The sequence below is a fragment of the Marinobacter sp. F3R11 genome (assembly GCF_003318275.1).
Taxonomy (GTDB): Bacteria; Pseudomonadota; Gammaproteobacteria; order Pseudomonadales; family Oleiphilaceae; genus Marinobacter.
The window spans coordinates 222,532-245,179 of record NZ_QOCH01000003.1; the positions used below are offsets into that span (position 1 = coordinate 222,532).

The 22,648-nt window shown below is 55.1% G+C and carries 19 protein-coding genes; 14 read left to right on the top strand and 5 right to left on the bottom strand.

All coding sequences use genetic code 11. The annotated features are described in order from the left end of the window. The 5 genes from DS878_RS01065 to DS878_RS01085 all read left to right on the top strand — a co-directional run. Window positions 1–463 (top strand): energy transducer TonB (locus tag DS878_RS01065; RefSeq protein WP_148707056.1); only part of this gene is annotated, 463 nt, incomplete at its 5' end. A gap of 301 nt (window positions 464–764) precedes the next feature. Beyond that, the gene (locus DS878_RS01070; RefSeq protein ID WP_113814087.1) at window positions 765–1,610 is read left to right on the top strand and encodes a formate/nitrite transporter family protein; all 846 of its coding nucleotides are present in this window, start codon (window positions 765–767) and stop codon (window positions 1,608–1,610) included. Window positions 1,611–1,684: 74 nt separating this feature from the next. Beyond that, window positions 1,685–3,406, top strand: coding sequence for a bifunctional protein-serine/threonine kinase/phosphatase (locus tag DS878_RS01075; RefSeq protein ID WP_113814088.1), 1,722 nt, complete (start codon window positions 1,685–1,687; stop codon window positions 3,404–3,406). 209 nt (window positions 3,407–3,615) lie between these two features. Then, window positions 3,616–4,134 carry an Hcp family type VI secretion system effector gene (locus tag DS878_RS01080; protein WP_113814089.1) on the top strand — a complete coding sequence of 173 codons (519 nt, stop codon included), beginning with the start codon at window positions 3,616–3,618 and terminating at the stop codon, window positions 4,132–4,134. A gap of 415 nt (window positions 4,135–4,549) precedes the next feature. After that, entirely contained in the window at window positions 4,550–5,248 is a 699-nt protein-coding gene (locus tag DS878_RS01085; RefSeq protein ID WP_113814090.1) for a hypothetical protein, read from the top strand. An 8-nt stretch (window positions 5,249–5,256) separates the two neighbouring features. On the opposite strand, the gene DS878_RS01090 is transcribed toward DS878_RS01085, so the two are convergent. Further along, complete coding sequence (locus tag DS878_RS01090) at window positions 5,257–7,953, bottom strand: nitrate reductase (protein ID WP_113814091.1); 2,697 nt, start codon at window positions 7,951–7,953, stop codon at window positions 5,257–5,259. A gap of 403 nt (window positions 7,954–8,356) precedes the next feature. Between DS878_RS01090 and DS878_RS01095 the strand changes: the two genes are divergently transcribed. Genes DS878_RS01095 through DS878_RS01105 form a run of 3 tightly spaced genes read left to right on the top strand, consistent with a single transcriptional unit; the run spans window position 8,357 to window position 11,618 of the window. Then, window positions 8,357–9,736: a CmpA/NrtA family ABC transporter substrate-binding protein gene (locus tag DS878_RS01095; RefSeq protein WP_113814092.1), complete on the top strand. Its 1,380-nt coding sequence runs from the start codon at window positions 8,357–8,359 to the stop codon at window positions 9,734–9,736. Window positions 9,737–9,759: 23 nt separating this feature from the next. Continuing rightward, complete coding sequence (locus DS878_RS01100) at window positions 9,760–10,755, top strand: ABC transporter permease (protein WP_113814093.1); 996 nt, start codon at window positions 9,760–9,762, stop codon at window positions 10,753–10,755. 11 nt (window positions 10,756–10,766) lie between these two features. Beyond that, window positions 10,767–11,618, top strand: a complete 852-nt coding sequence (locus DS878_RS01105; RefSeq protein ID WP_113814094.1) for an ABC transporter ATP-binding protein — start codon at window positions 10,767–10,769, stop codon at window positions 11,616–11,618. A gap of 23 nt (window positions 11,619–11,641) precedes the next feature. Here DS878_RS01105 and DS878_RS01110 read toward each other — a convergent pair whose 3' ends face one another. Further along, window positions 11,642–12,946 carry a nitrate regulatory protein gene (locus DS878_RS01110; RefSeq protein WP_113814095.1) on the bottom strand — a complete coding sequence of 435 codons (1,305 nt, stop codon included), beginning with the start codon at window positions 12,944–12,946 and terminating at the stop codon, window positions 11,642–11,644. 353 nt (window positions 12,947–13,299) lie between these two features. Between DS878_RS01110 and DS878_RS01115 the strand changes: the two genes are divergently transcribed. The 4 genes from DS878_RS01115 to DS878_RS01130 all read left to right on the top strand — a co-directional run bounded on the left by DS878_RS01115 (window position 13,300) and on the right by DS878_RS01130 (window position 19,018). Then, window positions 13,300–14,532 carry an NAD(P)/FAD-dependent oxidoreductase gene (locus DS878_RS01115; protein ID WP_113814096.1) on the top strand — a complete coding sequence of 411 codons (1,233 nt, stop codon included), beginning with the start codon at window positions 13,300–13,302 and terminating at the stop codon, window positions 14,530–14,532. 28 nt (window positions 14,533–14,560) lie between these two features. Further along, window positions 14,561–17,068 (top strand): nitrite reductase large subunit NirB, encoded by a 2,508-nt coding sequence (gene nirB / locus DS878_RS01120; RefSeq protein ID WP_113814097.1) that lies wholly within the window; start codon window positions 14,561–14,563, stop codon window positions 17,066–17,068. 157 nt (window positions 17,069–17,225) lie between these two features. Further along, a complete protein-coding gene (nirD, locus tag DS878_RS01125; protein WP_113814098.1) occupies window positions 17,226–17,594 on the top strand; it encodes a nitrite reductase small subunit NirD in 369 nt (122 codons plus the stop codon). Window positions 17,595–17,632: 38 nt separating this feature from the next. Next, entirely contained in the window at window positions 17,633–19,018 is a 1,386-nt protein-coding gene (locus tag DS878_RS01130; protein WP_113814099.1) for a WS/DGAT/MGAT family O-acyltransferase, read from the top strand. Here the strand turns inward: DS878_RS01130 and DS878_RS01135 are convergent. Further along, window positions 19,011–19,418 (bottom strand): NINE protein, encoded by a 408-nt coding sequence (locus DS878_RS01135; protein WP_113814100.1) that lies wholly within the window; start codon window positions 19,416–19,418, stop codon window positions 19,011–19,013. The genes DS878_RS01130 and DS878_RS01135 overlap by 8 nt on opposite strands. A 45-nt stretch (window positions 19,419–19,463) precedes the next feature. Beyond that, a complete protein-coding gene (locus DS878_RS01140) occupies window positions 19,464–20,231 on the bottom strand; it encodes a class II glutamine amidotransferase (RefSeq protein WP_113814101.1) in 768 nt (255 codons plus the stop codon). A 269-nt stretch (window positions 20,232–20,500) separates the two neighbouring features. Here DS878_RS01140 and DS878_RS01145 point away from each other — a divergent pair, with 269 nt between their 5' ends. Continuing rightward, window positions 20,501–20,959 (top strand): NfeD family protein, encoded by a 459-nt coding sequence (locus tag DS878_RS01145; protein ID WP_113814102.1) that lies wholly within the window; start codon window positions 20,501–20,503, stop codon window positions 20,957–20,959. Between the two features lie 2 nt (window positions 20,960–20,961). Continuing rightward, complete coding sequence (locus DS878_RS01150; protein WP_113814103.1) at window positions 20,962–21,996, top strand: SPFH domain-containing protein; 1,035 nt, start codon at window positions 20,962–20,964, stop codon at window positions 21,994–21,996. 31 nt (window positions 21,997–22,027) lie between these two features. Here the strand turns inward: DS878_RS01150 and yfbR are convergent, their stop codons facing one another. After that, the gene (yfbR, locus tag DS878_RS01155) at window positions 22,028–22,630 is read right to left on the bottom strand and encodes a 5'-deoxynucleotidase (protein ID WP_410003439.1); all 603 of its coding nucleotides are present in this window, start codon (window positions 22,628–22,630) and stop codon (window positions 22,028–22,030) included. Window positions 22,631–22,648: the final 18 nt, after the last annotated feature.

Sequence of the window (22,648 nt, forward strand, 5' to 3'; positions counted from 1 at the left end):
GCCAGAGCCAGAGCCAGAAATGGTAGCGGAGCCAGAGACATCTATAGCTACCGACATACAAACTGATAGCCCGGTAACAGAGACGGCAACCAGCGATGCCTCCGAGCCAGCCTCCGAAAATGGTGACGCCCAGTCACAGTCGTCTGTGCCATTGCAAAGTGCCGGCGATCCGTCCGCTGTGGATGATTACCTGGCAAAACTCAGCAGACACCTCTCGCGCTTTTATGAGTACCCCCGCCGGGCCCGCAGGCTCGGGCAGGAAGGCGCTCCGGTCATAACCTTCGAGTTTCGCCGGGACGGCTCACTTGTTGGCCATAGCCTGCGAAAAACATCCGGACACACACTGCTGGACGAAGCAGCCCTTGCCATGCTCGAACAAGCTGCGCCTCTGCCTGCCGTGCCTGCGGGCATGACCGGACGTACCTTTCGTTATGCACTGCCCGTCAGGTTCAGCCTGCGGTGAATTCCGCACCATTGCAGCGCGAATCGCACTGGGCCGGTGCGGAAAATTCTGTACAACCCAACCCACCCATGACTGCCAACTCCCCCCTTACTCTCTGAATAAAAACGTTTTTATCGGAAATTCCAAAGACTGGCACGGCATCTGCTCAGGCTTATTCAGCAGATTTTGATGGTCTGCCCACACAAAGTTTATTTCAGACGACGGCGTCTGCTCACACCTGCCAACCAACGGCAGCCAGTGAGCAGCGCCGTTTTTTTTCGCCTGTCGAAAAGACAGCCTGGAAAGCACAGGGGTTTACGTTATGTCTTACATCATGCCTTCGGAATTCGTCACCAAAATGGTGGACGCCGGTGAATCAAAAATCTACATGGCCACCCGGGATGTACTGATCCGGGCTTTCATGGCCGGTGCCATTCTGGCTCTGGCTGCAGTGTTTGCCATTACCGTAGCCGTCCAGACCGGCAGCCCGCTGGCGGGGGCCATGCTGTTCCCTGTAGGCTTCTGCATGCTCTACCTGATGGGCTTTGATCTACTTACCGGGGTATTCATGCTGACGCCTCTGGCCCTGCTGGACAAACGCCCGGGAGTTGATACCAAAGGTATACTCCGCAACTGGGGCTGGGTATTCCTGGGTAACTTTGGCGGCGCACTGACAGTGGCCATCATCATGGCATTTGTTTTCACCTACGGTTTCAATACAGACCCCGGCGCTGTTGGCGACAAAATTGCCAGTGTCGGCAAGGCACGGACCCTGGGTTATGCCGAATACGGAGTTGCCGGCTGGATGACAATTTTCCTGCGCGGCATGCTGTGCAACTGGATGGTTTCCATGGGCGTAGTTGGCGCCATGATATCGACAACGGTCCCAGGCAAGGTGCTGGCCATGTGGATGCCCATCATGCTGTTTTTCTACATGGGCTTTGAGCACTCTATCGTCAACATGTTCCTGTTCCCGTTTGCCCTGATGATGGGCGGAGAGTTCTCCATCATGGACTACTTCTTCTGGAATGAGATCCCGACTGTACTGGGCAACCTGGTAGGCGGCCTGTCCTTTACCGGTCTCACCCTGTACACCACACACATTCGTACAGCACCCAAACGCACCATGCCTGGCAGTTACACTGGCGAACTGGCCCGCTCCAACTGAACGATTGCTGCAGACACAAAGCCCGGGGGCCGCACCCTCCGGGCTTTGTGCTCTAGCCTGAGGCAAAGCAACCTATGACGAGCCAGCTTTCAGTTACCGTCGGCCAGCATTCGGAAAAGGGCCGGAAACCGGTCAATCAGGACTTTCATGGCCTGATAATGCCAGACAATCATCAGCTCCTCTCCAAAGGCATCGCAGTAGCCATAGCCGACGGCATCAGCTCCAGTAACGTCAGCCAGATTGCCAGCGAATCCACTGTCACAGGTTTTCTGAGTGACTATTACTCGACACCAGACAGCTGGTCAGTCAAACAGTCCTCCGAGAGAGTGCTGCGGGCCAGTAACTCCTGGCTGCACGCCCAAACCCGCCAAAGCAGGTACAGGTATGATCAGGACCGAGGCTATGTCTGCACCTTCAGCGTGCTGATTCTGAAATCTGCCACTGCCCACCTATTTCACGTGGGAGATGCCCGCATCTACCGGGTACAGGGCAACACCCTGGAACAACTGACCACCGATCACCGGGTCTGGCTGTCCCGGGATGACAGCTGCCTGAATCGGGCCATGGGACTGAACTCACACCTGGATATCGATTACCTGACCCTTCCGGTATGGCCCGGCGATACCTTTGTGCTGGTAACTGACGGCGTATATGAACACCTGCCCAGGCAGGACATGGCCCGAATCATCCGTGGGTCCGATAACCCGGACACCGCTGCCAGGCAGCTGATCGCAACAGCCTTGCGAAATGGCAGCGAAGATAACCTGAGCGCACAGATTGTACGGGTGGACTCCATCCCCGCCAGTAAAAGCAATAAAGAAATCACTCTGGATGCCCATCAACTGCCATTCGCCCCGGAGCTGATACCGGGGCAAATGCTGGACGGCTACCGGATTCTCCGCCAGATTCACGCCAGCAGCCGCAGCCATGTCTATCTGGCAGTGGACCAGGCCAGCGATCGACAGGTTGCCCTGAAAGTGCCTGCCATGGAAATGCAGCAGGACCCCGGAGCTCTGGATCTCTTTTCCACCGAACAATGGGTGGCCCAGCGCATCAACAGCCCCCATGTAGTGAAGCCCTTTGCTCCGGAGCGGCAACGCAGTTGCCTTTATCTCGCTACCGAGTACGTGCAGGGGACCAGCCTCAAGCAATGGCTGCTGGACAACCCGAAGCCTGGTCTGGAAACAGTACGCCAGTTGGTAGAACAGATAGCCAGGGGACTACGGGCTTTTCATCGGCTGGAAATGGTGCATCAGGACCTGAAACCGGAAAATATTCTTATCGATAAACAGGGCACAGTGGTACTGATCGACTTCGGAGCCACCCGTATCGCCGGCCTTCAGGAACTCCAGGAGCATGACGAACCCGCCTGGCCCCGGGGTGCAGCACTCTACAGCGCACCTGAGGCTTTTCTGGGAGAATCCGTCAGCTGGCAAGCGGATCAGTTCTCTCTTGGGGTGATCACTTATCAACTGCTGACAGGCCAATTACCCTATGGCACCCGTGTACCGGGAATTCGCAACAGAGGCCAGTTGCGCCGGCTCAGCTATCATCCTGCCCGCCTGTACCGGGAGGATCTGCCAGACTGGGTTGACGAAGCCCTGAGCAGGGCTTTGCATCCCGAGCCCCACAAACGCTATCCGGCACTGTCAGAATTCCTGTTTGAGCTGCGCCAGCCAAGTCATCACTGGAAACAGCAGCACCGGAAACCCCTGATCGAACGCCATCCGGTAGGCTTCTGGCAAGGGCTGTCCGCTTTACTGCTACTCGCTCTGATACTCTCATTCGCCTACTAACAAAGATCCGGGCAATTTCTTGCCCGATCAGCAAAGGCTCGCCTGCATATCAGGCAAGGGTTTGCCCGCATCCTCGCACCGCCATCTAAAAAACACATAATTTATTGTTTTTTAATAAGTTTAATAATCTGGCATGCACCTTGTAATTAAGTAAATGCGCTCGGGGAACAACCCGGGGCGAACATCAACTAAATGTCATGGAGCAGACTATGCCAACCCCTTGTTATATCGCTATCGAAGGTAAAACCCAGGGCAACATCACCGCTGGTGCATTCACGTCCGATTCCGTCGGTAACATCTACGTAGAAGGTCACGAAGACGAAGTGCTGGTTCAGGAATTCAGCCACGTTGTTACCGTTCCTACAGATCCACAATCCGGCCAGCCTTCAGGTCAGCGTGTACACAAGCCGTTCAAGTTCACATCTGCACTGAACAAATCCACACCGCTGATGTATAACGCTCTGGCTTCCGGCGAAATGCTGCCGAAGGTTGAGCTGAAGTGGTACCGCACTTCCGTTGAAGGCAAGCAGGAACATTTCTTCTCGACCATCCTGGAAGATGCCACCATTATCGACATCAACTGCAATATGCCACACTGCCAGGACGCTGCCGCTGCTGACTTCACTCAGCTGGTCACCGTATCCCTGTCCTACCGCAAAGTAACCTGGGAACACGTTGTTGCCGGCACTTCCGGTTCAGACGACTGGCGTTCGCCGATCGAAGCGTAAGAAATACAATATTGGGCTCCTGCGGGGGCCCTTCTTACTTTTTCAAGGATGAAAATATGGATACTCAGCTTTCGGGCGAGGATATTGATAAGACCAGAGCAATCATGAGGGTATTTTACGGACAATCGGTTTCAACAGGATTTACTGAGAGTAGCGTAATTATCTGACCGGGTATTTATTCAGTGAGGAGCACCCCGACTCCATCCTTATTTTCAGCTTTCCAGAAGGTGCGTTTGATAAAATTGCCGAGACGGTCTCGTCTGGTACTTAACGCGCCGAATACAGACAAATTGTCACCACTTATTGTTATCTGGCGACGTTTTGTCTGACTCAATCCCGAGAATCTAGTAAATTGGTTGATACTTTTATCCAGCCCTATTTATCAGATCATGAGGCGTGTAGCCCTTCAATCAATATGAGCGATCCGAAACCTCAAGCCCAAAAGCTCGGCGAACTGATGTGCATGGTTACCACACAGATTCTCTGGCAACCCGCCGCAGACTGGGTTCAGCAAAGGGCTTCTGGCAGTTCCTTGGTGTGCCGGGTGGGCTCTGGCCAGGCCACCTACCACCGCTTTGATCCGCAGCGAAAGCTGCACCAGATTACCTACGGCCTTCGCATGATTCAGGCCAAGCATCAGCCGGTTACGGCCAGTGGCTGGCTTTCTACACGGGAGATCCAGAAACGGGGATATTTCAGCGGCGAGCTGAGCACACTGAATCTGCTGGCCCACACCTGCTGCCACGAGTTTGCGCATCTGTTGCAACACAGTGCCGGGAAACGCTATCGCGGTTCGGTGCACAACCGGCATTTTTACAACATTCTTGATGAACTGCATGAGAGTGGTCTTGCAGAAGCAACCCGGGAAGCACTGGCAACGCGGGCCAGTGAACACCAGGTGCCTTTATCCAACGCCCAGTTCCAACTCCCCGACCCGGCACTCCAGCCTTCGCCCTGGCAGGTAGATGACCCGGTTATGTTTGTCTCCGGTACTCAGGAGTTCCAAGGCGAGATCATCCGCGTCAACCGGAAAACCTGCACTGTGAAAGGCACAGGCAAGTTCCAGGGACAGCGCTACCGCGTTCCCCTATCGATGCTGCAAAGAACGCACTGAAGCCTGTTTCAGGACACGATCTGCACGCTATCTGGTGTCTCGGCCTGCAACAGCTCACGAATTTCAGGAATACAGGAACCACAATTGGTGCCACATTTCAGGGCTTGCCCAAGTTCTTCAACCGTTGCCTGCCCCCCGCGAACAGCTTTGACAATTTGGCGATCACCCACCTGAAAACAGCTGCACACCACCGCCCCTATGTCTTCTGTCTCGACCGACCGCCCTGCAAGCAGGCACTGTCGCTGCTCCGGGCTCAGCTGCTCTGCCGCAAAGCACTGGTCGAGCCATGCCAGATCCGGAAACAGGGCAACCTCACGATCGACCAGCAGAACTGCATCCAGCCGGCCATCAATCACCCGGGCCGCGCGGAACCTCCCCTGTGCGAAATCAGCCATAATCAGCTGGGGGTCGCCTCCCAGCCAGGTCTTCGCTTCGCTTTTCCAGTCAACTGCCTGACTGCCTGCCAGCCACCAGCTCTCACTATGGGAAAGAGGCTGTCGGGACCAGTAGCCACATAACCTGTCCCACTCATAGGCCTTTTCACTTTCAGTACGCCGCATCAGCCTGGCTTGCCATCGGCTGTCGAGCCGGCAAAGGCTGGCAACACCATGCTTACTCTCTGGCTGCCCGGAGATAGGGTCTGTTATTGCGCTGATCAGATTCGTCGCTACACTTTGTGAAGCAAAACAATCACTCCAGTGTATCGGTATAAATACTTCACCTGGCCGCTGATCTGACGTGATTCGGGCCCGACCGACAAACGGTTCTGGCCCTGGACCAGTGAGTCTGCACAACGCCCCCTCGCGGATACCAAGGCGGAGCCCGTCATCCGGGTGAATTTCAACGAATGGTTCCTGGCGATGAGCCAAAAGCCGCGGAGCAAGTGCCGTACGTGTCATAGTGTGCCACTGATCACGAATCCGGCCGGTATTGACCACGAGTGGGTAGTCGCCAGTTACGCTCTGGCAGGGTAGTCCCGAAGATATGGGCACGAGCCGCGCCCGCCCGTCGTTGGTGGCAAAACGCCCGTCAGAAAATAAACGGAGCCTGCCGGTTGCAACACCCTTTTCATCAAGACTGACGGGCCACTGAACCGGCTCCAGTTGGTTATAGGCAGCATCGGTCAATCGAGACAAGGCTCCGATATCAAAAGCCTGACGCCCATCGCTGGTCTTACATGCGAGGGCCGAGAGCGCAGCGTGTTCCCGAAAAATATCCGCAGAGCTCTGGTACGGAAAAGCCGCTGCATGCCCCAACTCGTGCGCAACCGAAGCCAGTATCCACCAGTCCGGCCGAACCTCCGGGGGCAAAGACAGGAAGGAACGTTGGCGGGAAATGCAGCGTTCAGAATTGGTGACAGTGCCATCTTTTTCACCCCAGCCAGCCGCCGGAAGCAAAATATCGGCAAAGGCTGTGGTGTCGGTATGCGCCATGCAGTCAGACACAATTACTGTTGGACAAGCCGCCAGCGCCTCACTAACCCGCGCTGAATCCGGCAGACTAACCGCTGGATTAGTACCCATAATCCAGAGCACCTTGATGTCACCGCGGTGCACGGCTTCAAATAGATCAACAGCCTTATGGCCAGGAGCTTCCGGCAGGCACTCCGTGCCCCAGAACTGAGCCAGCTGCTCGCGAGCACCCGGAGTATCATATTCCATATGAGCCGCCAGGGTATTAGCCAGGCCTCCGACTTCCCGTCCACCCATGGCGTTGGGTTGACCGGTCAGGGAAAAGGGGCTGGCACCCGGCAGGCCAACACGCCCTGTTGCCAGGTGGCAGTTAATTATGGCGTTACACTTGTCGGTGCCAGTTGCCGCCTGGTTAATCCCTTGAGAAAAAGCGGTCACCGTTCGAGGGGTGTCGGCATACCAGCGATAGAACTTTTCAACGTCATCTTCATCAAGATCACATTGGGCTGCAACCGAAACCACCGATGGTGCAGCCTCTTGTGCACACGCCAATGTTTCCTCAAAGCCGTTACAATGCTCCTCAATGTATCCCGGGTTTGTTACGCCGTGTTGCTCCAGCCACACCAGTAAACCGTTAAACAGAACTGTGTCAGTACCCGGTTTCAGTTTGAGGTGCAGGTCCGCAAGCTCTGCAGTGGCTGTCCGGCGGGGATCAATGACCACCACACGGCGCCCGGGCCGCTGAGAAGCTTGCATGCGTTGGTAGAGAACCGGGTGCGCCCAGGCGGCATTGCTGCCCGCCAGCACGATAAGATCCGCGAGTTCCAGGTCGTCATAACACCCTGGAACGCAATCCTCGCCAAAAGCCCGTTTGTGGGCAGCCACAGCAGAGGACATACAAAGGCGGGAGTTGGTATCAACATGAGGTGTCCCGACAAAACCCTTTGCGAGTTTGTTGGCGGCATAATAGTCCTCAGTCAACAACTGCCCTGACAGGTAGAAAGCTACAGAGCCCGGGCCGTACTTATTGACCGCATCACGAATAGCATCGGACACCGCCTCGATGGCCTGTGGCCAGCTTCGATCCTCACCCCCTATCCGGGGCTTCAGTAACCTTCCGTTGGGCACCAGAGTGTCTTGCAACGCCGAGCCTTTCACACACAGCCGCCCCTGATTCGCAGGGTGGCTCTCATCGCCGGCTACTTTGGAAGGGGTGGCCACGACACCACAACCCACACCACAATAAGGGCAAGTCGTCCGGGTGCTGACTAGCTGTTCAGCCTTGGAATCCACGCTACATCCTCTTTGCCTTTGATTCCGGGGGAGGCTGCAATAACAAGGCCAGTGCACCTCCAGACACCGGAGTTTGCCCCGGAGGCCCGGCGACAGTGCATACCTCCCGCAAATTAACCTGAACCAGAGTGAACCAGGCGCCAGGAACTCGTTTTAAAATGGTGCAAAAGGCAACTAACCCGCACTAAAACAACCCAGAAAAAACTGCCTCCAACATCCACTTACCTGGAGGATAATTGCTTACCTGTTGTTTTAAATTAGTTTTCTGTCACTGGCACACGCTGTGCACTATTCAAAACAGATCATTCGAGACTACAAAGTTTAAACCGGCATAGACGCCTGCCCTCCGGCAACGGAGGGCAGGCTTTTTTTTGGCTAAAAGAATGTCACGAGGTAAGAACTCATGAATTGCACCATCACCAGAACATTCAATCAACTGGCCCAACTGATCACAGCAGTCTCCATATTTGCATACACCGGCATAGCCCATGCAGAAATTGCCCCCGCCGAAAAACCGGACCTGAAACTTGGCTTCATCAAATTAACAGACATGGCGCCACTGGCCGTCGCCTGGGAACAAGGCTTTTTTCTGGACGAAGGTCTGTTTGTCGAACTGGAAGCCCAGGCCAACTGGAAGGTATTGCTTGACCGGGTTATTACCGGCGAACTGGACGGAGCCCACATGCTGGCGGGCCAGCCTCTGGGGGCGACCATCGGTTATGGCACCCAGGCGGACATCATTACTGCTTTCAGTATGGACCTGAACGGCAACGGCATCACCGTCTCCAACGATGTATGGGAGACCATGAACCAGAACATCCCACAGAAAGACGGCAAGCCAGTGCATCCGATCAGCGCCACTGCCCTGAAACCGGCTGTGGAAGAATTCCATGCCAGGGGCGAGCGTTTTCGCATGGGCATGGTATTCCCGGTATCCACTCACAATTACGAGTTGCGTTACTGGTTGGCAGCGGGAGGCCTTCACCCTGGCTACTATGCACCCCAGCGTGGCGACACCAGCGGTACTCTGAACGCGGAGGTTCACTTGTCTGTCACACCGCCGCCGCAAATGCCCGCCACTCTGGAAGCCGGCACTATACAGGGATACTGCGTAGGCGAACCCTGGAATCAGCAAGCTGTGTTCAAGGGCATAGGTGTTCCGGTGATCACCGACTACGAAATCTGGCCCAACAACCCGGAAAAGGTATTTGGCGTCAGTGCATCCTGGGCCGAAGACAACCCCAACACCCATTTGCGCCTGCTTCGGGCTCTGATCCGGGCTGCCTACTGGCTGGATGAAAACAACAACGCCAACCGCGCAAAGGCTGTAGAAATCCTGGCCCGGCCGAGTTACGTCGGTGCCGATGCAGAGGTTATTGCCAACTCCATGACCGGCACCTTCGAGTATGAAAAAGGCGATGTTCGGGAAGTGCCTGATTTCAACGTATTCTTCCGCCATCACGCCACCTACCCATACCCCTCCGATGCCATCTGGTACCTCTCGCAGATGCGTCGCTGGGGCCAGATCCCGGATGCAAAGACCGACGACTGGTATATGAAAACTGCCGCACAGGTTTACCGCGGAGATATCTACACACAAGCCGCCAAGTCCCTGATCAACGATGGCTTAATGAAAGCCGAGGATTTTCCCGACTTCAGCCAGAAAAATTTTGTCCGCCCGGCTCAGGGCGAGCTGATTGACGGAGTCACCTTCACACCGCTTCAGCCCAACGCATACATAGACAGTTTTGATATTGGCCTGAAAGGCACGGATACCCCGTAACCGGCCGCAACCAGGAGAATGACATGAGCACGCTAACCACCTCAGGTTCCGGAGCCGGCACGTCTCTCTGGCTTAAAACCCAGACAGAACGACTCACTGGAGTCAGACTGGCCCAGGCCTGCAAGCAGTTAATACTGCCGATAGCTGGCATCCTTATCTTTCTCGGATTCTGGCATCTGGCCGCCCCCCAGGTGAACACCTCACTGGGGGCCTTCCCCGGGCCGGCACAGGTCTGGGAGCAGAGTGGACAACTCTGGCAGGAGCATATCGACCAGCGGGAACGGGCTGATAAATTCGTAACCATGCAGGAAGAAAGAAACGCCCGCATCCTGGCCGACAATCCAGAGGCCCCTGTCAAGATCCGGGGCTACCCCGGAGCCCCTACTTTTGTGGACCAGATCGTCACCAGCCTCATTACTGTAATGGCCGGCTTCCTGCTTGCCTCCGTGATCGCCGTACCACTGGGTATCGTGTTAGGCCTGAACCAATATCTGCAGGCAGCGATCAACCCTCTGATTCAGATTTTCAAACCCGTATCACCACTTGCCTGGTTGCCACTGGTCACCATGGTGGTCTCTGCAGCCTACGTCAGTGACGACCCGATGTTCGAAAAGTCGTTCCTGACCTCCATGATCACAGTCACCCTGTGCAGTCTTTGGCCAACATTGATCAATACCGGCGTTGGTGTGGCTGCGGTAAACCCCGACCTTCTGAACGTATCCCGGGTTCTGAGGCTGTCACCCTGGACCCATGTGAGAAAGGTGGTACTGCCATCATCCGTACCAATGATTTTCACAGGACTTCGGGTGTCGCTGGGCATCGCCTGGATGGTGCTGATTGCTGCTGAAATGCTCGCGCAGAGTCCCGGACTCGGTAAGTTTGTCTGGGATGAATTCCAGAATGGCAGCAGTCAGTCCCTGAGCAGGATCATGGTGGCGGTGCTGACCATTGGTTTTATTGGCTTCTTGCTGGATCGCATCATGCTGATGATCCAGAAAAAAGTTGCCTGGAACGAATAACGGAGACGATCATGACTAAACCTCATTTAGAACTGACCGGTGTCGAAATGGCGTTTGATACGCCTGAAGGCTCATTCATGGCATTGGACAACATCAACCTGAAAATCAAAAAAGGTGAATTTGTCTCCCTGATCGGTCACTCCGGTTGCGGTAAGTCCACCGTCCTGAATATTGTCGCAGGCCTGCTACAGGCTACCAAAGGCGGCTGTATTCTGGATGGCCATGAGATCAATTCTCCGGGCCCTGAACGGGCAGTAGTGTTCCAGAACCACGCACTTATGCCTTGGCTGACGGTATACGAGAACGTCGAACTGGCAGTACAACAGGTGTTCCGCAAGTCCATGGCAAAACAAGAGCGCCGGGACTGGATTCATCACAACCTGGAACTGGTGAATATGGCCCACGCAGCCAACAAACGGCCGGGCGAAATCTCAGGTGGTATGGCGCAAAGGGTTGGTATTGCTCGTGCACTCGCCATGAAGCCTAGTGTACTGCTGCTGGACGAGCCATTCGGTGCTCTGGACGCACTAACCCGGGCCCACCTGCAGGATTCCCTGATGGACATTCAGCAAGAACTGAACAACACAGTAATTATGATCACCCACGATGTGGACGAGGCAGTGCTGCTGTCTGACCGCATCATCATGATGACCAACGGGCCAGCGGCCGTGGTCGGGGAAGATCTGTATATCGATCTGCAAAGGCCTCGCAACCGGGTTACTCTGGCCGATGACCCCACATATGTACACTACCGGCAGGAGGTTCTGAAATTCCTCTACGAAAAGCAGCGAAAACTGGAAAGCATCGCACCACGCCGGGACAGGCCCGCCGCTGCAGAAAACATAAAAAAGGCGCACGGCTGACCACAAATATCAGGGCAAGCCGCCTACTTCAGCAAATCCGCCATAGACACCAATGCCCGGGCAACCTCGGGCAGTTTTTTACCCTGATCCATGGCCAGCTTTCGCAGAACCCGGTGGGCCTCATCATTAGTGATATTGCGGTGGTTCATCAACAACAATACTGCTTTTTCCTGGGTTCTCCGATCCTCCAGCGCTTCCTTGGCACCCTGTAAATCCTCACTCATCTGCTGAAGCCGGCGTGACTGCTCTTGTACAAGATCAAAAATCGAGCGCCCGGACTGCTGCCCGATCCCACCACTACTCCAGGCTTCACTTGCCCGGGACTCTCCATTGCTGCCTGATTCACACAGAACCAGCAGGGGCTGCGTAGCATCTTCCGGCTGATCAAGTGACGCTATCAGTGTCTCATGGTGTGCCAAAGAACTCCGGGCTTCGGCAAATCGCTCGACACAGCGCCCATGAAAGCTGGTTTCCACCGATTCCTCCACCTTTTTGAGCTCGTCCATACGCTCACTCATCAGCGCAAACCATTGGTCTGCGAGCTCGGAATCCAGAGGTTTATAACGCCCGACAGAACATCCGAACTGCCGAAGGCGCCCAATTTCCTTTTCACGATCATTCGCAAGAAGGCTCTGCAATTGCTGGCAGCTTTGTTCATCTGCAAACCCGAGAACCACCTCAAAACACCGCTCCTGCGCTTCAACAAGGTGCGTCATGCGCTGAATCAGTGCCGTATCAAAACCTCCCCCGGAAAATCCGGCAGAGCCTGTTGCGCGCTCCTGGCCACAAAACTCCTTACCATTCATCAAATGCACCATGGCCACCAACAAGCGCGCAAGCGAAGGATCTACTGCAGTATCCGCCGCCTCAAATACAACCGCGATCAGTCGGTGAATAAGAGTGCAGAAGAGTTCAGTTGCCTCGGGTACTTTCAGCGCCCGCGTCTCTATCCTCTTGCGCAGCTCGGGCAGACTCTCCAATCCGTGAAGCGCGCTGGCAATATGGGCCAGCAAGTGACTACTGACAGAATGAGTTGTCAGTTCTACATGAATCTCTGCAAGGGCCTGTTCGAAAACAAAGCGTAACTGCGCAGACTCTTCGGCGATAGCCTTGCGCTCCGGCCCAAACTTTTCGCCATTCGACCCGAGAAAGATATTGGACGCGCCTCGTTCCCTCTGCAGCCCATGCACAAGGTTGCTGATGCTCTGTATCAGCTTTCCCATCTGTAGAAAGTGCTGAAGATTCATCAGCTCACACCGTCTCGATGCGATCAGGTATGCCTCAGCTGAGGGCTGGTCAGAGCTGTATCGATGCTTATTGGTATTCATCTCAAGACTCCGTGCATACGGCCATGTAATTGCGTTACAGGGCACCATGGTATCAGAGCAATTACCGCGCCAGTAAAAAGCCACAAAGTCGTGCAAGCCGCCCCGCCACAGGGCAGGTTTGTGGGTTTCAAATGCCACTTGAAAACCAGACTTCATTCAAGTTATTGATTTAACAGAACTTGCAAAACTGGCACGAAGATCGCTTTACCTATGGTAAGGATGAATATTCCGGCCATGGATCAGGTCGGACCATCAGATCATTGTTGTTGGCATTGGCGCCGGACCATCAACTCCCTAAGGGGACGAGATGCTCCGGCTTTTTTTTTGGCCAAAATAAGGACCGGGGAGAAAAAATGATCCGGAAGACAGAACCCACGTTGATCGTCTGTGGACATGGAATGGTTGCCCAGCGCTTCCTTGAAGAGCTGGTAAACAAAGCTCCGGTCCCCTACAGACATATTATTGTGTTCAGCGGTGAGGCCTGTGCAGCATACAACCGGATCCAGCTTTCAGCCCTGCTCTGCGGAGATACCAGCGAAGACAGCCTGACCCTGAAACCCGACGACTGGTTTACCAGCTATGGTATTCAGGTTCATCGCGGGGAAACGGTAGAGACTGTTGCACCAGACAAACACACGGTGACCACAAGCACTGGTTGCGTTTACAGGTATGACACCCTGGTTATAGCAACCGGAGCCAGTCCTGCCCGCCTGGGTATTCCCGGCGAAGATCTGAACGGCGTTATGACTTTCCGGGATCTTGATGACACCCGCACCCTGATTGAATTAAGCCAAAGCCTGCAACGGGCCGTCGTAGTAGGCGGTGGCTTCCTTGGGCTGGAAGCTGCCGAGGGGCTTTTGCGCCGAGGCATGAATGTAACGGTTCTGCACCGAAGCGAATATCTCCTTAACCGGCAATTGGACCCGGAAAGCGGCAAACTCTTATCCAACGCCCTGACTGCTCGCGGCATCAATATTCTTACTTCGGCCTCGCCACTGCAGATACTCGGTCAGAACCGTGTTCGCGGCATTCAACTGACAAATCAGTCCCTGATCGACACGGATCTGGTTGTTCTTGCCACGGGCATAACCCCTAATAGAAAACTGGCACAAAGTGCCGGTCTCGCTTGCGGGCGGGGCATTCAGGTAAATGCCCACTTTCAGACCAGCCATCCAGACATATTTGCCCTTGGCGAATGTTGTGAATTTAACGGTGAGACCTTCGGGCTGGTAGAGCCCGGCTACCAGCACGCAAAAATCCTGGCAAATCTGCTTGCAGGAACTACAGATAGCGCCACATACCAACCTTCGGTTATCGCAACCCGCCTGAAAATCAGTGGCATACCCGTTTTTTCATGCGGCCAACAGGCACCTGATGAGCATACCGAATCCCTCATCTGGCAGGACCTGGCAACAGACAGCTACAACCACCTACTGGTTCGCAACAGCCGCTTGGTCGGCGCCATTCTGGTAGGAAACACCAGTCAGGGCCCCTGGTACCAGGAGCTGATTACCAGCAAGACCGACATCCACCAGATCCGGGCTCAACTGCCCTTTGGCAAATCGTTTTGCGAGGCAGCGGCTTAAGCCGTTGCCCAGGAGAGAGGACATCACTATGAGCAAGAAAACCCTGGTCGTTATTGGCAACGGCATGGTAGGCCACCATTTTCTGGAGCAGTTCACCAGCAGCCCCGCTGCCGATGACTATGAAATCATCGTTTTCGGTGAGGAAAAGCAACTGGCCTATGACAGAGTCCATTTGTCCGAGTATTTCGATGGTTCTACCCATTCAGATCTGGCGATGGGTACGCTGGAATGGTACACCGGGCAGGGCATCCAGCTGCACCTGAACGAGCAGGTAACCGGCATTGACCGGGAGACCCGCACCCTGGTTACTCCCCGGGGCAGCTACCACTATGATGAACTGGTACTGGCCACTGGCTCTTTTCCTTTCGTGCCTCCAATCAAGGGTAATGACAGCCCTCATTGCCTGGTTTACCGCACTCTGGATGATCTGGATTCCATTCGTTCCTCTTCTGAAGGGGCCAGGACCGGGGTGGTTGTAGGCGGTGGCCTGCTGGGGCTGGAAGCCGCCAACGCTCTCAAGAGTCTGGGGCTACAAGCTGAGGTGGTTGAGTTCGCACCCAGACTGATGCCAGTTCAGCTCGATACCGACGGCGGTGCTCTGTTACGACGCAAGATTGAAGAGCTGGGCGTCAAGGTACATACAGAGAAAGCAACCACGGCCATTACTGAGGGCGAGGATGCCCGCCTGCGCATGAATTTCAGCGACGACTCTTTCCTGGAAACAGACCTGATTGTCTTCTCCGCCGGCATCCGCCCACAGGATGCTCTCGCCCGTGCCAGTGGCCTTGAGATTGGTGAACGCGGCGGCATCGTTATCGACAATCATTGCACCACGTCGGATCCCCATATTCATGCCATTGGCGAGTGCGCGCTCTGGGAGCAGAAGATTTTCGGCCTTGTGGCCCCCGGCTACACCATGGCCCGGACTCTGTCCGCCGTTCTGAACAGTGATCAGGAAGCAGCCTTCACCGGCGCCGACATGAGCACCAAGCTCAAACTTCTGGGAGTGGATGTGGGCTCCATTGGCGACGCCCATGCCCAGACACCCGGCGCCCGCAACATACGCTTTAACGATGAACAGGCCGGCCATTACCGCCGCATGGTGATCAGCGAGGATGGCAAGACGCTGCTGGGCGCCATCCTTGTCGGTGACAACAGCCACTACGACACCCTGTTGCAGTATGCGCTCAACGGCATAACCCTGCCTGCAAACCCGGAAGCCCTGATCCTGCCGGAAAGCCAGGGCGGGGCACCTGCACTGGGGCCGGATGCACTGCCAGAGACGGCATCCATCTGTTCCTGCCATAACGTAACAAAAGGCGATATCTGCTGTGCTATCGATGCTGGCTGCTCCGACCTTGGCAGCGTCAAGGCAGAAACCCGGGCCAGTACAGGCTGCGGCGGCTGCACCGCCCTGCTCAAAAATGTGGTGGACTGTGAGCTGGAAAAGCGCGGCGTAGAAGTGAGCAAGGACCTGTGCGAACACTTTCCGTACAGCCGTCAGGAGCTCTTCCATCTGGTAAAAGTCAATGGCATCCGCACCTTCCGCACATTGATCACCCAGCATGGCAAAGGCCACGGCTGCGACATCTGTAAACCCGCAGTCGCTTCCATTCTGGCTAGCTGCTGGAACGACCATATTCTTGCTACCGACCATGTGCCGTTGCAGGACACCAATGACACCTTCATGGCCAATATGCAGAAGAACGGCACCTACTCCATTGTGCCGAGGATCCCGGGCGGCGAGATCACTCCGGACAAACTGATTGTGCTGGGTGAGGTAGCCAAGGAATACGACCTGTATACCAAAATCACAGGCGGCCAGCGGGTTGACCTGTTCGGCGCCACGCTGACTGAACTGCCGGAGATCTGGGAGAAGCTTATCGCCGCTGGATTCGAGACCGGTCACGCATACGGCAAGTCCCTGCGCACAGTGAAATCCTGCGTCGGCAAAACCTGGTGTCGTTACGGTGTGCAGGACAGCGTCGGCATGGCGATCCGGCTGGAGAATCGCTACAAAGGCCTGCGGGCACCACACAAGTTCAAGATGGCTGTGTCTGGCTGTACCCGCGAGTGCGCGGAGGCTCAGAGCAAGGACTTCGGGGTTATCGCCACCGAGAATGGCTGGAATCTCTATGTCTGCGGCAATGGTGGTATGCGCCCGCGCCACGCCGACCTGTTCGCCACAGATCTGTCTGATGAAGAGCTGATCCGCACTATCGACCGGGTGGTTATGTTTTATGTGCGCACGGCCGACCGGCTGCAGCGCACCAGTGTGTGGATGGAGAATCTGGAGGGCGGTCTGGACTATCTGAAGCAGGTGGTTCTGGAAGACAGTCTGGGTATTTGTGCCGAGCTGGAAGAGCACATGAGCAACGTTATCGATACGTATCAGTGTGAGTGGAAAACGGCAGTGGAAGATCCCGAGAAGCGCAAGCGGTTCCGGGAGTTTGTGAATGAGCCTGAACAGAAAGATCCGGTGCAGCAGTGGACCAGTGAGCGGGGCCAGAGACGGCCTGTTCTGGAGTCTGCGTAACCTCCCCAGAGTTGAAGGTGAGAGGGGGGCGGGGTGCTTTTCCGCCGGGAAAAATGTCTGAGCGCAGCGAGTTGTTTTTCCCAGAGGAAAAGCACCCCGCCCCCCTCGCTGGCAGAAATCCCGGCAATCGAAAATCGAAAGCTTAAGGAAAATACAGATGAAAGCTCGTACTTGTTGGAATGCGGTTTGTACTATCGATGATCTGGTTCCGGAATCCGGAATTGCAGTCTGGACCAAGGATGGGCCGGTTGCGGTGTTTTATATGCCGCACTGGCTGCCGGCATTATTTGCCATCAGCCATACCGACCCGTTCAGTGGCGCCAATGTTCTGGCTCGCGGCATCACTGGGGACCTTAAAGGTGCGCCGGTTGTAGCGTCACCACTTTATAAACAACACTTCAATCTGAAAACCGGTGTCTGTCTGGAAGACGACTCTGTTATGGTGAAAACCTATCCGGTTCTATTGGATGGCAACGAGATCCGCCTGGGGATCCCTGAAGATCAAAGGGAAGCTGTGGCGGCCTGAAACAAGACAAGGATCACCAATAAAAAGGGGTGCCGCCCGTGAAGCCTCTCAGCCCTACTGACCAGCTTTTCCTGTGGCTGGAGAAACGCCAGCAACCCATGCATGTGGGTGGGTTGCAGATTTTCTCGTTTCCCGACGACGCTCCGGATGACTATGTCACCAGGCTTGCTGAGCAGCTCCGTAACAATACAGAGGTGACGTCGCCTTTTGACCGTCGTCTCGACAGCCGGCTGGGACAACCGGTTTGGGTTCACGATAAACATCTGGATCTGGAGCACCACGTTCGTTTTGAAGCTCTGCCCACGCCGGGGCGTGTCCGTGAGCTGCTTGCTTTTGTTTCTGCCGAACATTCGCATCTGATGGATCGTGAACGCCCCCTCTGGGAGTTTCACCTCATTGAAGGGCTGGGAGACAGGCAGTTTGCGGTTTACATCAAGGTTCACCATTCCCTGGTGGATGGTATTTCTGCAATGAAGATAATCCAGCGGATGCTGACAACAGACCCCTCAAAGCGCAACATGCCGCCTCTGTGGGATGTGTCGGCGCAACCGAAGCGAGATGCAGATGGGAGTGGGCCTTCACTGTGGCACAGTGTCGGACAGCTGCTGGGGGCATCGGGAAAGCAGCTGGGCACGGTGCCGGCTGTTGCACGGGAATTGCTGCGCACCATTAACACCGGCCGCAAAAACCCGGCACATCAGTCTGTGTTTCAGGCGCCGCGCAGCATTCTGAACCAGAAAATTACGGGCTCCCGCCGCTTCGCTGCTCAGTCTTACTGCCTGAAGCGGATCAAGGCGGTCTGCAAGGCCTATCGTACAACAGTTAACGATGTGGTCACGGCAATGTGTGCCAGTGCTCTGCGCACCTACCTGATGAACCTGGATGCGCTGCCGGACAAACCCTTGATTGCCATGGTGCCGGTCTCACTGCGTAAGTATGAGCGCTCCGACTGCGATAAGGCGGCCGGAGGCAACCATGTAGGCGTTATTCTGGCCAACCTGTATACGGATGAAAACCACGCCGGCACCCGGCTGCTCAAGATTCATCAGGGTATTCAGGAAACGAAAGACCGTTACGCGCTCATGTCACCGGAAGAAATCGTCAATTACACGGCTTTGACTCTGGCACCCGCGGCCTTTCATCTGCTCACCGGGATGACTCCGAAGTGGCAGACCTTCAACGTGGTCATTTCCAACGTGCCGGGGCCCAAAAAAACCTGTTACTGGAACGGCGCGAGGCTGGAAGGCATATACCCCGTATCCATCGCTATGGACCGGCTTGCCCTGAACATGACACTAACCAGCTACAACGATCATATAGAGTTCGGTCTGATCGGCTGCCGCCGCACACTTCCAAGCCTCCAGCGTATGCTGGATTACCTGGAAGACGGGCTGGCGGAGCTGGAGCAGGGCGCCTTCAACTGAATCTGATTTCGCCATTACGCTCTGAAATCTGATCATTCAATGTCCAGAAATCATAGAGAATACCAATCAGAAAGAGGCCGCCGGTCAGCAGGTAGATAATTCCTGTGATCCACTTGCCCATATACATCCTGTGCAAGCCGAAAACGCCGGTGAACGTGAGCAACAGCCAGGCAATGTTGTAATCTATCGCACCCGCACGGAACCGGCGGTCTGCCTGTTCGTCCATGGATGGGATCAGGAAGAAGTCGACAATCCAGCCAATCAGGAACAGTCCGAAGGTGAAGAACCAGATGGTTCCGGTAACAGGTTTTCCATAGTAAAAACGGTGAGCCCCGAGGAATCCGAAGATCCAGAGCAGGTATCCAAACAACTTGCTGTGCGTATCCGGCCGGTATGTCATATCAGGTTCTCAGGTATAGGTAGGGTTGCATCCATAAATATGAGGTCAGCTTCTGCGTTCCACAACTCCTTTGCGCCACAACCGCCATTCGCCAGGCTGATAGACATCCCACTTTTCATCGGTGGTCAGTGGCTCGGTTACAATAACGCTTACAATATCATCTGGCGTGGTTTCAGATTCGAAATCCACAATAACGTCTGCATCTTTAAGCCGGGCGGGGCCAAAGGGAGCTCGCCGCGTAATACTCGCCATTTTGGTGCTACAGTAGCTGAACAGCCAGTCGCCATTACTCAGTAACAGATTGAAAACTCCCTGATCGGCGTAGTTTTTTGAAAGCTGAACCAGATGTTCAGTAATGGTACCGTCAGAATCGTTACGATCACAGTGAGTGCGCAGGTGGTTGAGGATGTCGCAGAACAGCGCCTCGCTGTCCGTGTCGCCAACCGGCTCATAGAACCCCGGGGATGGGCGGAATTCAGAAAGCTGTCCATTGTGGGCAAACACCCAGTAACGGCCCCAGAGTTCGCGCATAAATGGATGGGTATTGGCCAGGCAGATTTCGCCCACGTTGGCCTGGCGGATGTGGCAAACCGCCACTTCGCTTTTAATAGGATGAGTCTGAACCACTTCCGCAAGGCGCGAGTTGGAGCTGGCATCCACATCGTGGAAAGCCCGCACTCCCTTGCCTTCGTAAAAAGCCACACCCCAGCCATCCTTGTGAGGCCCGGTATCTCCGCCTCTGCGGGTAAGCCCGGTGAAGCTGAAGCAAAGGTCGGTTGGTGTATTGGCGCTCATGGCCAGTAATTCACACATAAAACGAAACGACTCCTTGCCATTACGGCATCAGGTGTACATAGTCCTGCGGGGTTTATTCTTAAAAATGCCTTTGGTAATAGTTTGAACCGCTTTATCAGACGGCGTCATCATCAGTCTATCAAACCCATTGCACAGAGCGGCACCGCTTTCGGTTGTATTCATACACCAGCCACTCTGACTCGGCCTGTGCTTTTGGGTACAATCCTGAATCTCCCCGGGCTTCGGCCTTGCGGATTACTTAAACCCTGAACCTGCGGATTTTCTGTATGGAATGGAGTCTTACGCATTTTTGGCTGATTCTCGCCCTCGTGCTGGGCCTGGCTGAGCTGACATCCGGTGTGCTGTTACTGCTGGCACTGGGCATTGCTTCTGCTCTTACCGCTCTGCTGGCCTATATCGGCATGTCATTCGAGTGGCAGCTTGTAGGCATGGGCGTGTTCTCTGGTCTACTGGTGCCCATCGCTATCCGCTGGATCCGCCCGCGCTTTTCACCGAAAGGCGTAGCTTACGGAACCACTGGTACCGGCGTGGAACAAGGGCAGCGCTATCGCACCCTGAAACGGGATTTTGATGGCGCTGCAGGCATCAAGATTAACGGCGATTTTTACCGGCTGAGAGACGAAGCGACCGGAGCCACGGATTTTCCCGAGGGAACCGACGTTATTTTCAGCCAATTCGACGGCACTACCGCCGTTGTTCAAACCGTCACAAAAAAGGAACAGTAAGCATGGAACCCTACATTTCACCGGGGCTGATCATCAGCCTGATTGTTGTCGCTATCGGCATATTCATCATCGCCAAAGGACTGGTGATTGTCCGTCAGTCTGAAGTTATGGTTATTGAGCGTCTGGGTTCGTTCAACCGCGTGCTGGAAAGCGGCGTTAACATCATCATTCCCTTTATCGAGCGCCCCCGCGCCATCACCATGCTCCGCTATGTCCGCATGGGTGAGGAATACCACCCGATGATCACCGATGAAAGCCGCATTGACCGACGGGAAACGGTAATGGACTTCCCGGGCCAGCCTGTAGTGACCACTGATAACGTGACCGTAAAGATCAACGGTGCGCTTTATTACCAGATCATCGATCCTCGCCGCGCAGTGTACGAAGTGGCCAATATGAGCCAGGCCGTTGAAGTACTGGCAAAAACAACCCTGCGCTCAGTAGTGGGCAAGATGGAGCTGGATAAACTGTTCGAATCCCGCGCAGAAGTGAACAACGCCATTCAGGCAGAAATGGAAGAGGCAGCCTCAAAATGGGGTGTGAAGCTGACCCGGGTGGAAGTTCAGGACATCAGTATGCCGGAAGAAGTGGAGGATGCCATGCGCCTGCAAATGGCCGCAGAGCGTAAGCGCCGTGCCACTGTCACCGAAGCTGAAGGTGAAAAAACTGCAGCGATCGCCAAGGCACAGGGCCAGCGCGAATCTGCCATCCTCAATGCCCAGGGTGACAAGGAATCCGCCATTTTGCGCGCTCAGGGTGAGCAGGAATCCATTCGCCTGGTGCTCAGCGCCATCGGCGATTCCGAAGACAACAAACAGACAGTTATCGGCTACCTTCTGGGACAAAGCTACATCAAGGTTTTGCCGAATATGGCAAAAGATGGAGAGCGGGTGTTTGTGCCCTACGAGTCTTCTGCTCTGCTGGGCTCTATGGGCATGTTCCGGGAACTGGCCGGCAGCCCGGAAGACGTGGTTCGGCAGTCACTGCAAAAAGACGGCCTGCGTGGCGGCCTGGTTGGCGGCGCCAGCAGCGTCTGACCTTTGCGAACCTGTGGACAGCCTGCCGGGATCATCCCAGCAGGTTGTCCAGTGGCTTTTCATAGCCTGGGGCAAACACTTCCATAAAATACGCGACTTCCGGCAACGATTCCTGTTCAAGCCTCTGCCGGATCTGCTTCTCTGCAGGCTCAAACTCCCGGTTACCTGCCCGCACTTCCGCCTGACATTTCAGCCAGGCTGACAAGCGGTCTGCCGCCTTGATCAGCTCACTGTCTTCAGCCGGCAGCCGGGACTCCCGGAGATAAGGTGAAAAATCCTCCCGCAGATCCTCTGGCAGCAAGGCCAGCAGTTCCTCTTCTGCTTTGTGTTCAATGTCACCAAAAGCCTCCCGCATAACCCGGGAGTGATACTTCACGGGTGTGGGCATATCACCCGTTATGACTTCAGTTGCATCGTGATAGAGCGCTGCGGCAGCAATTCTGTCAGCGTTTACCCGGCCACCAAAGTGTCGGTTGCGGATCAGTGCCAGTGCGTGGGCCAGAGTGGCCACTTCCCAGGAATGGGTTGCTACATTTTCTTCGATCGCGTTACGCATCAGCCCCCAGCGCTTGATCCAGCGCAAACGGGAAACGTAAGCAAAAAAATGGCTACTGACCTTGGGCACGGGCTTCATTCCTTTTAATATCCTTGA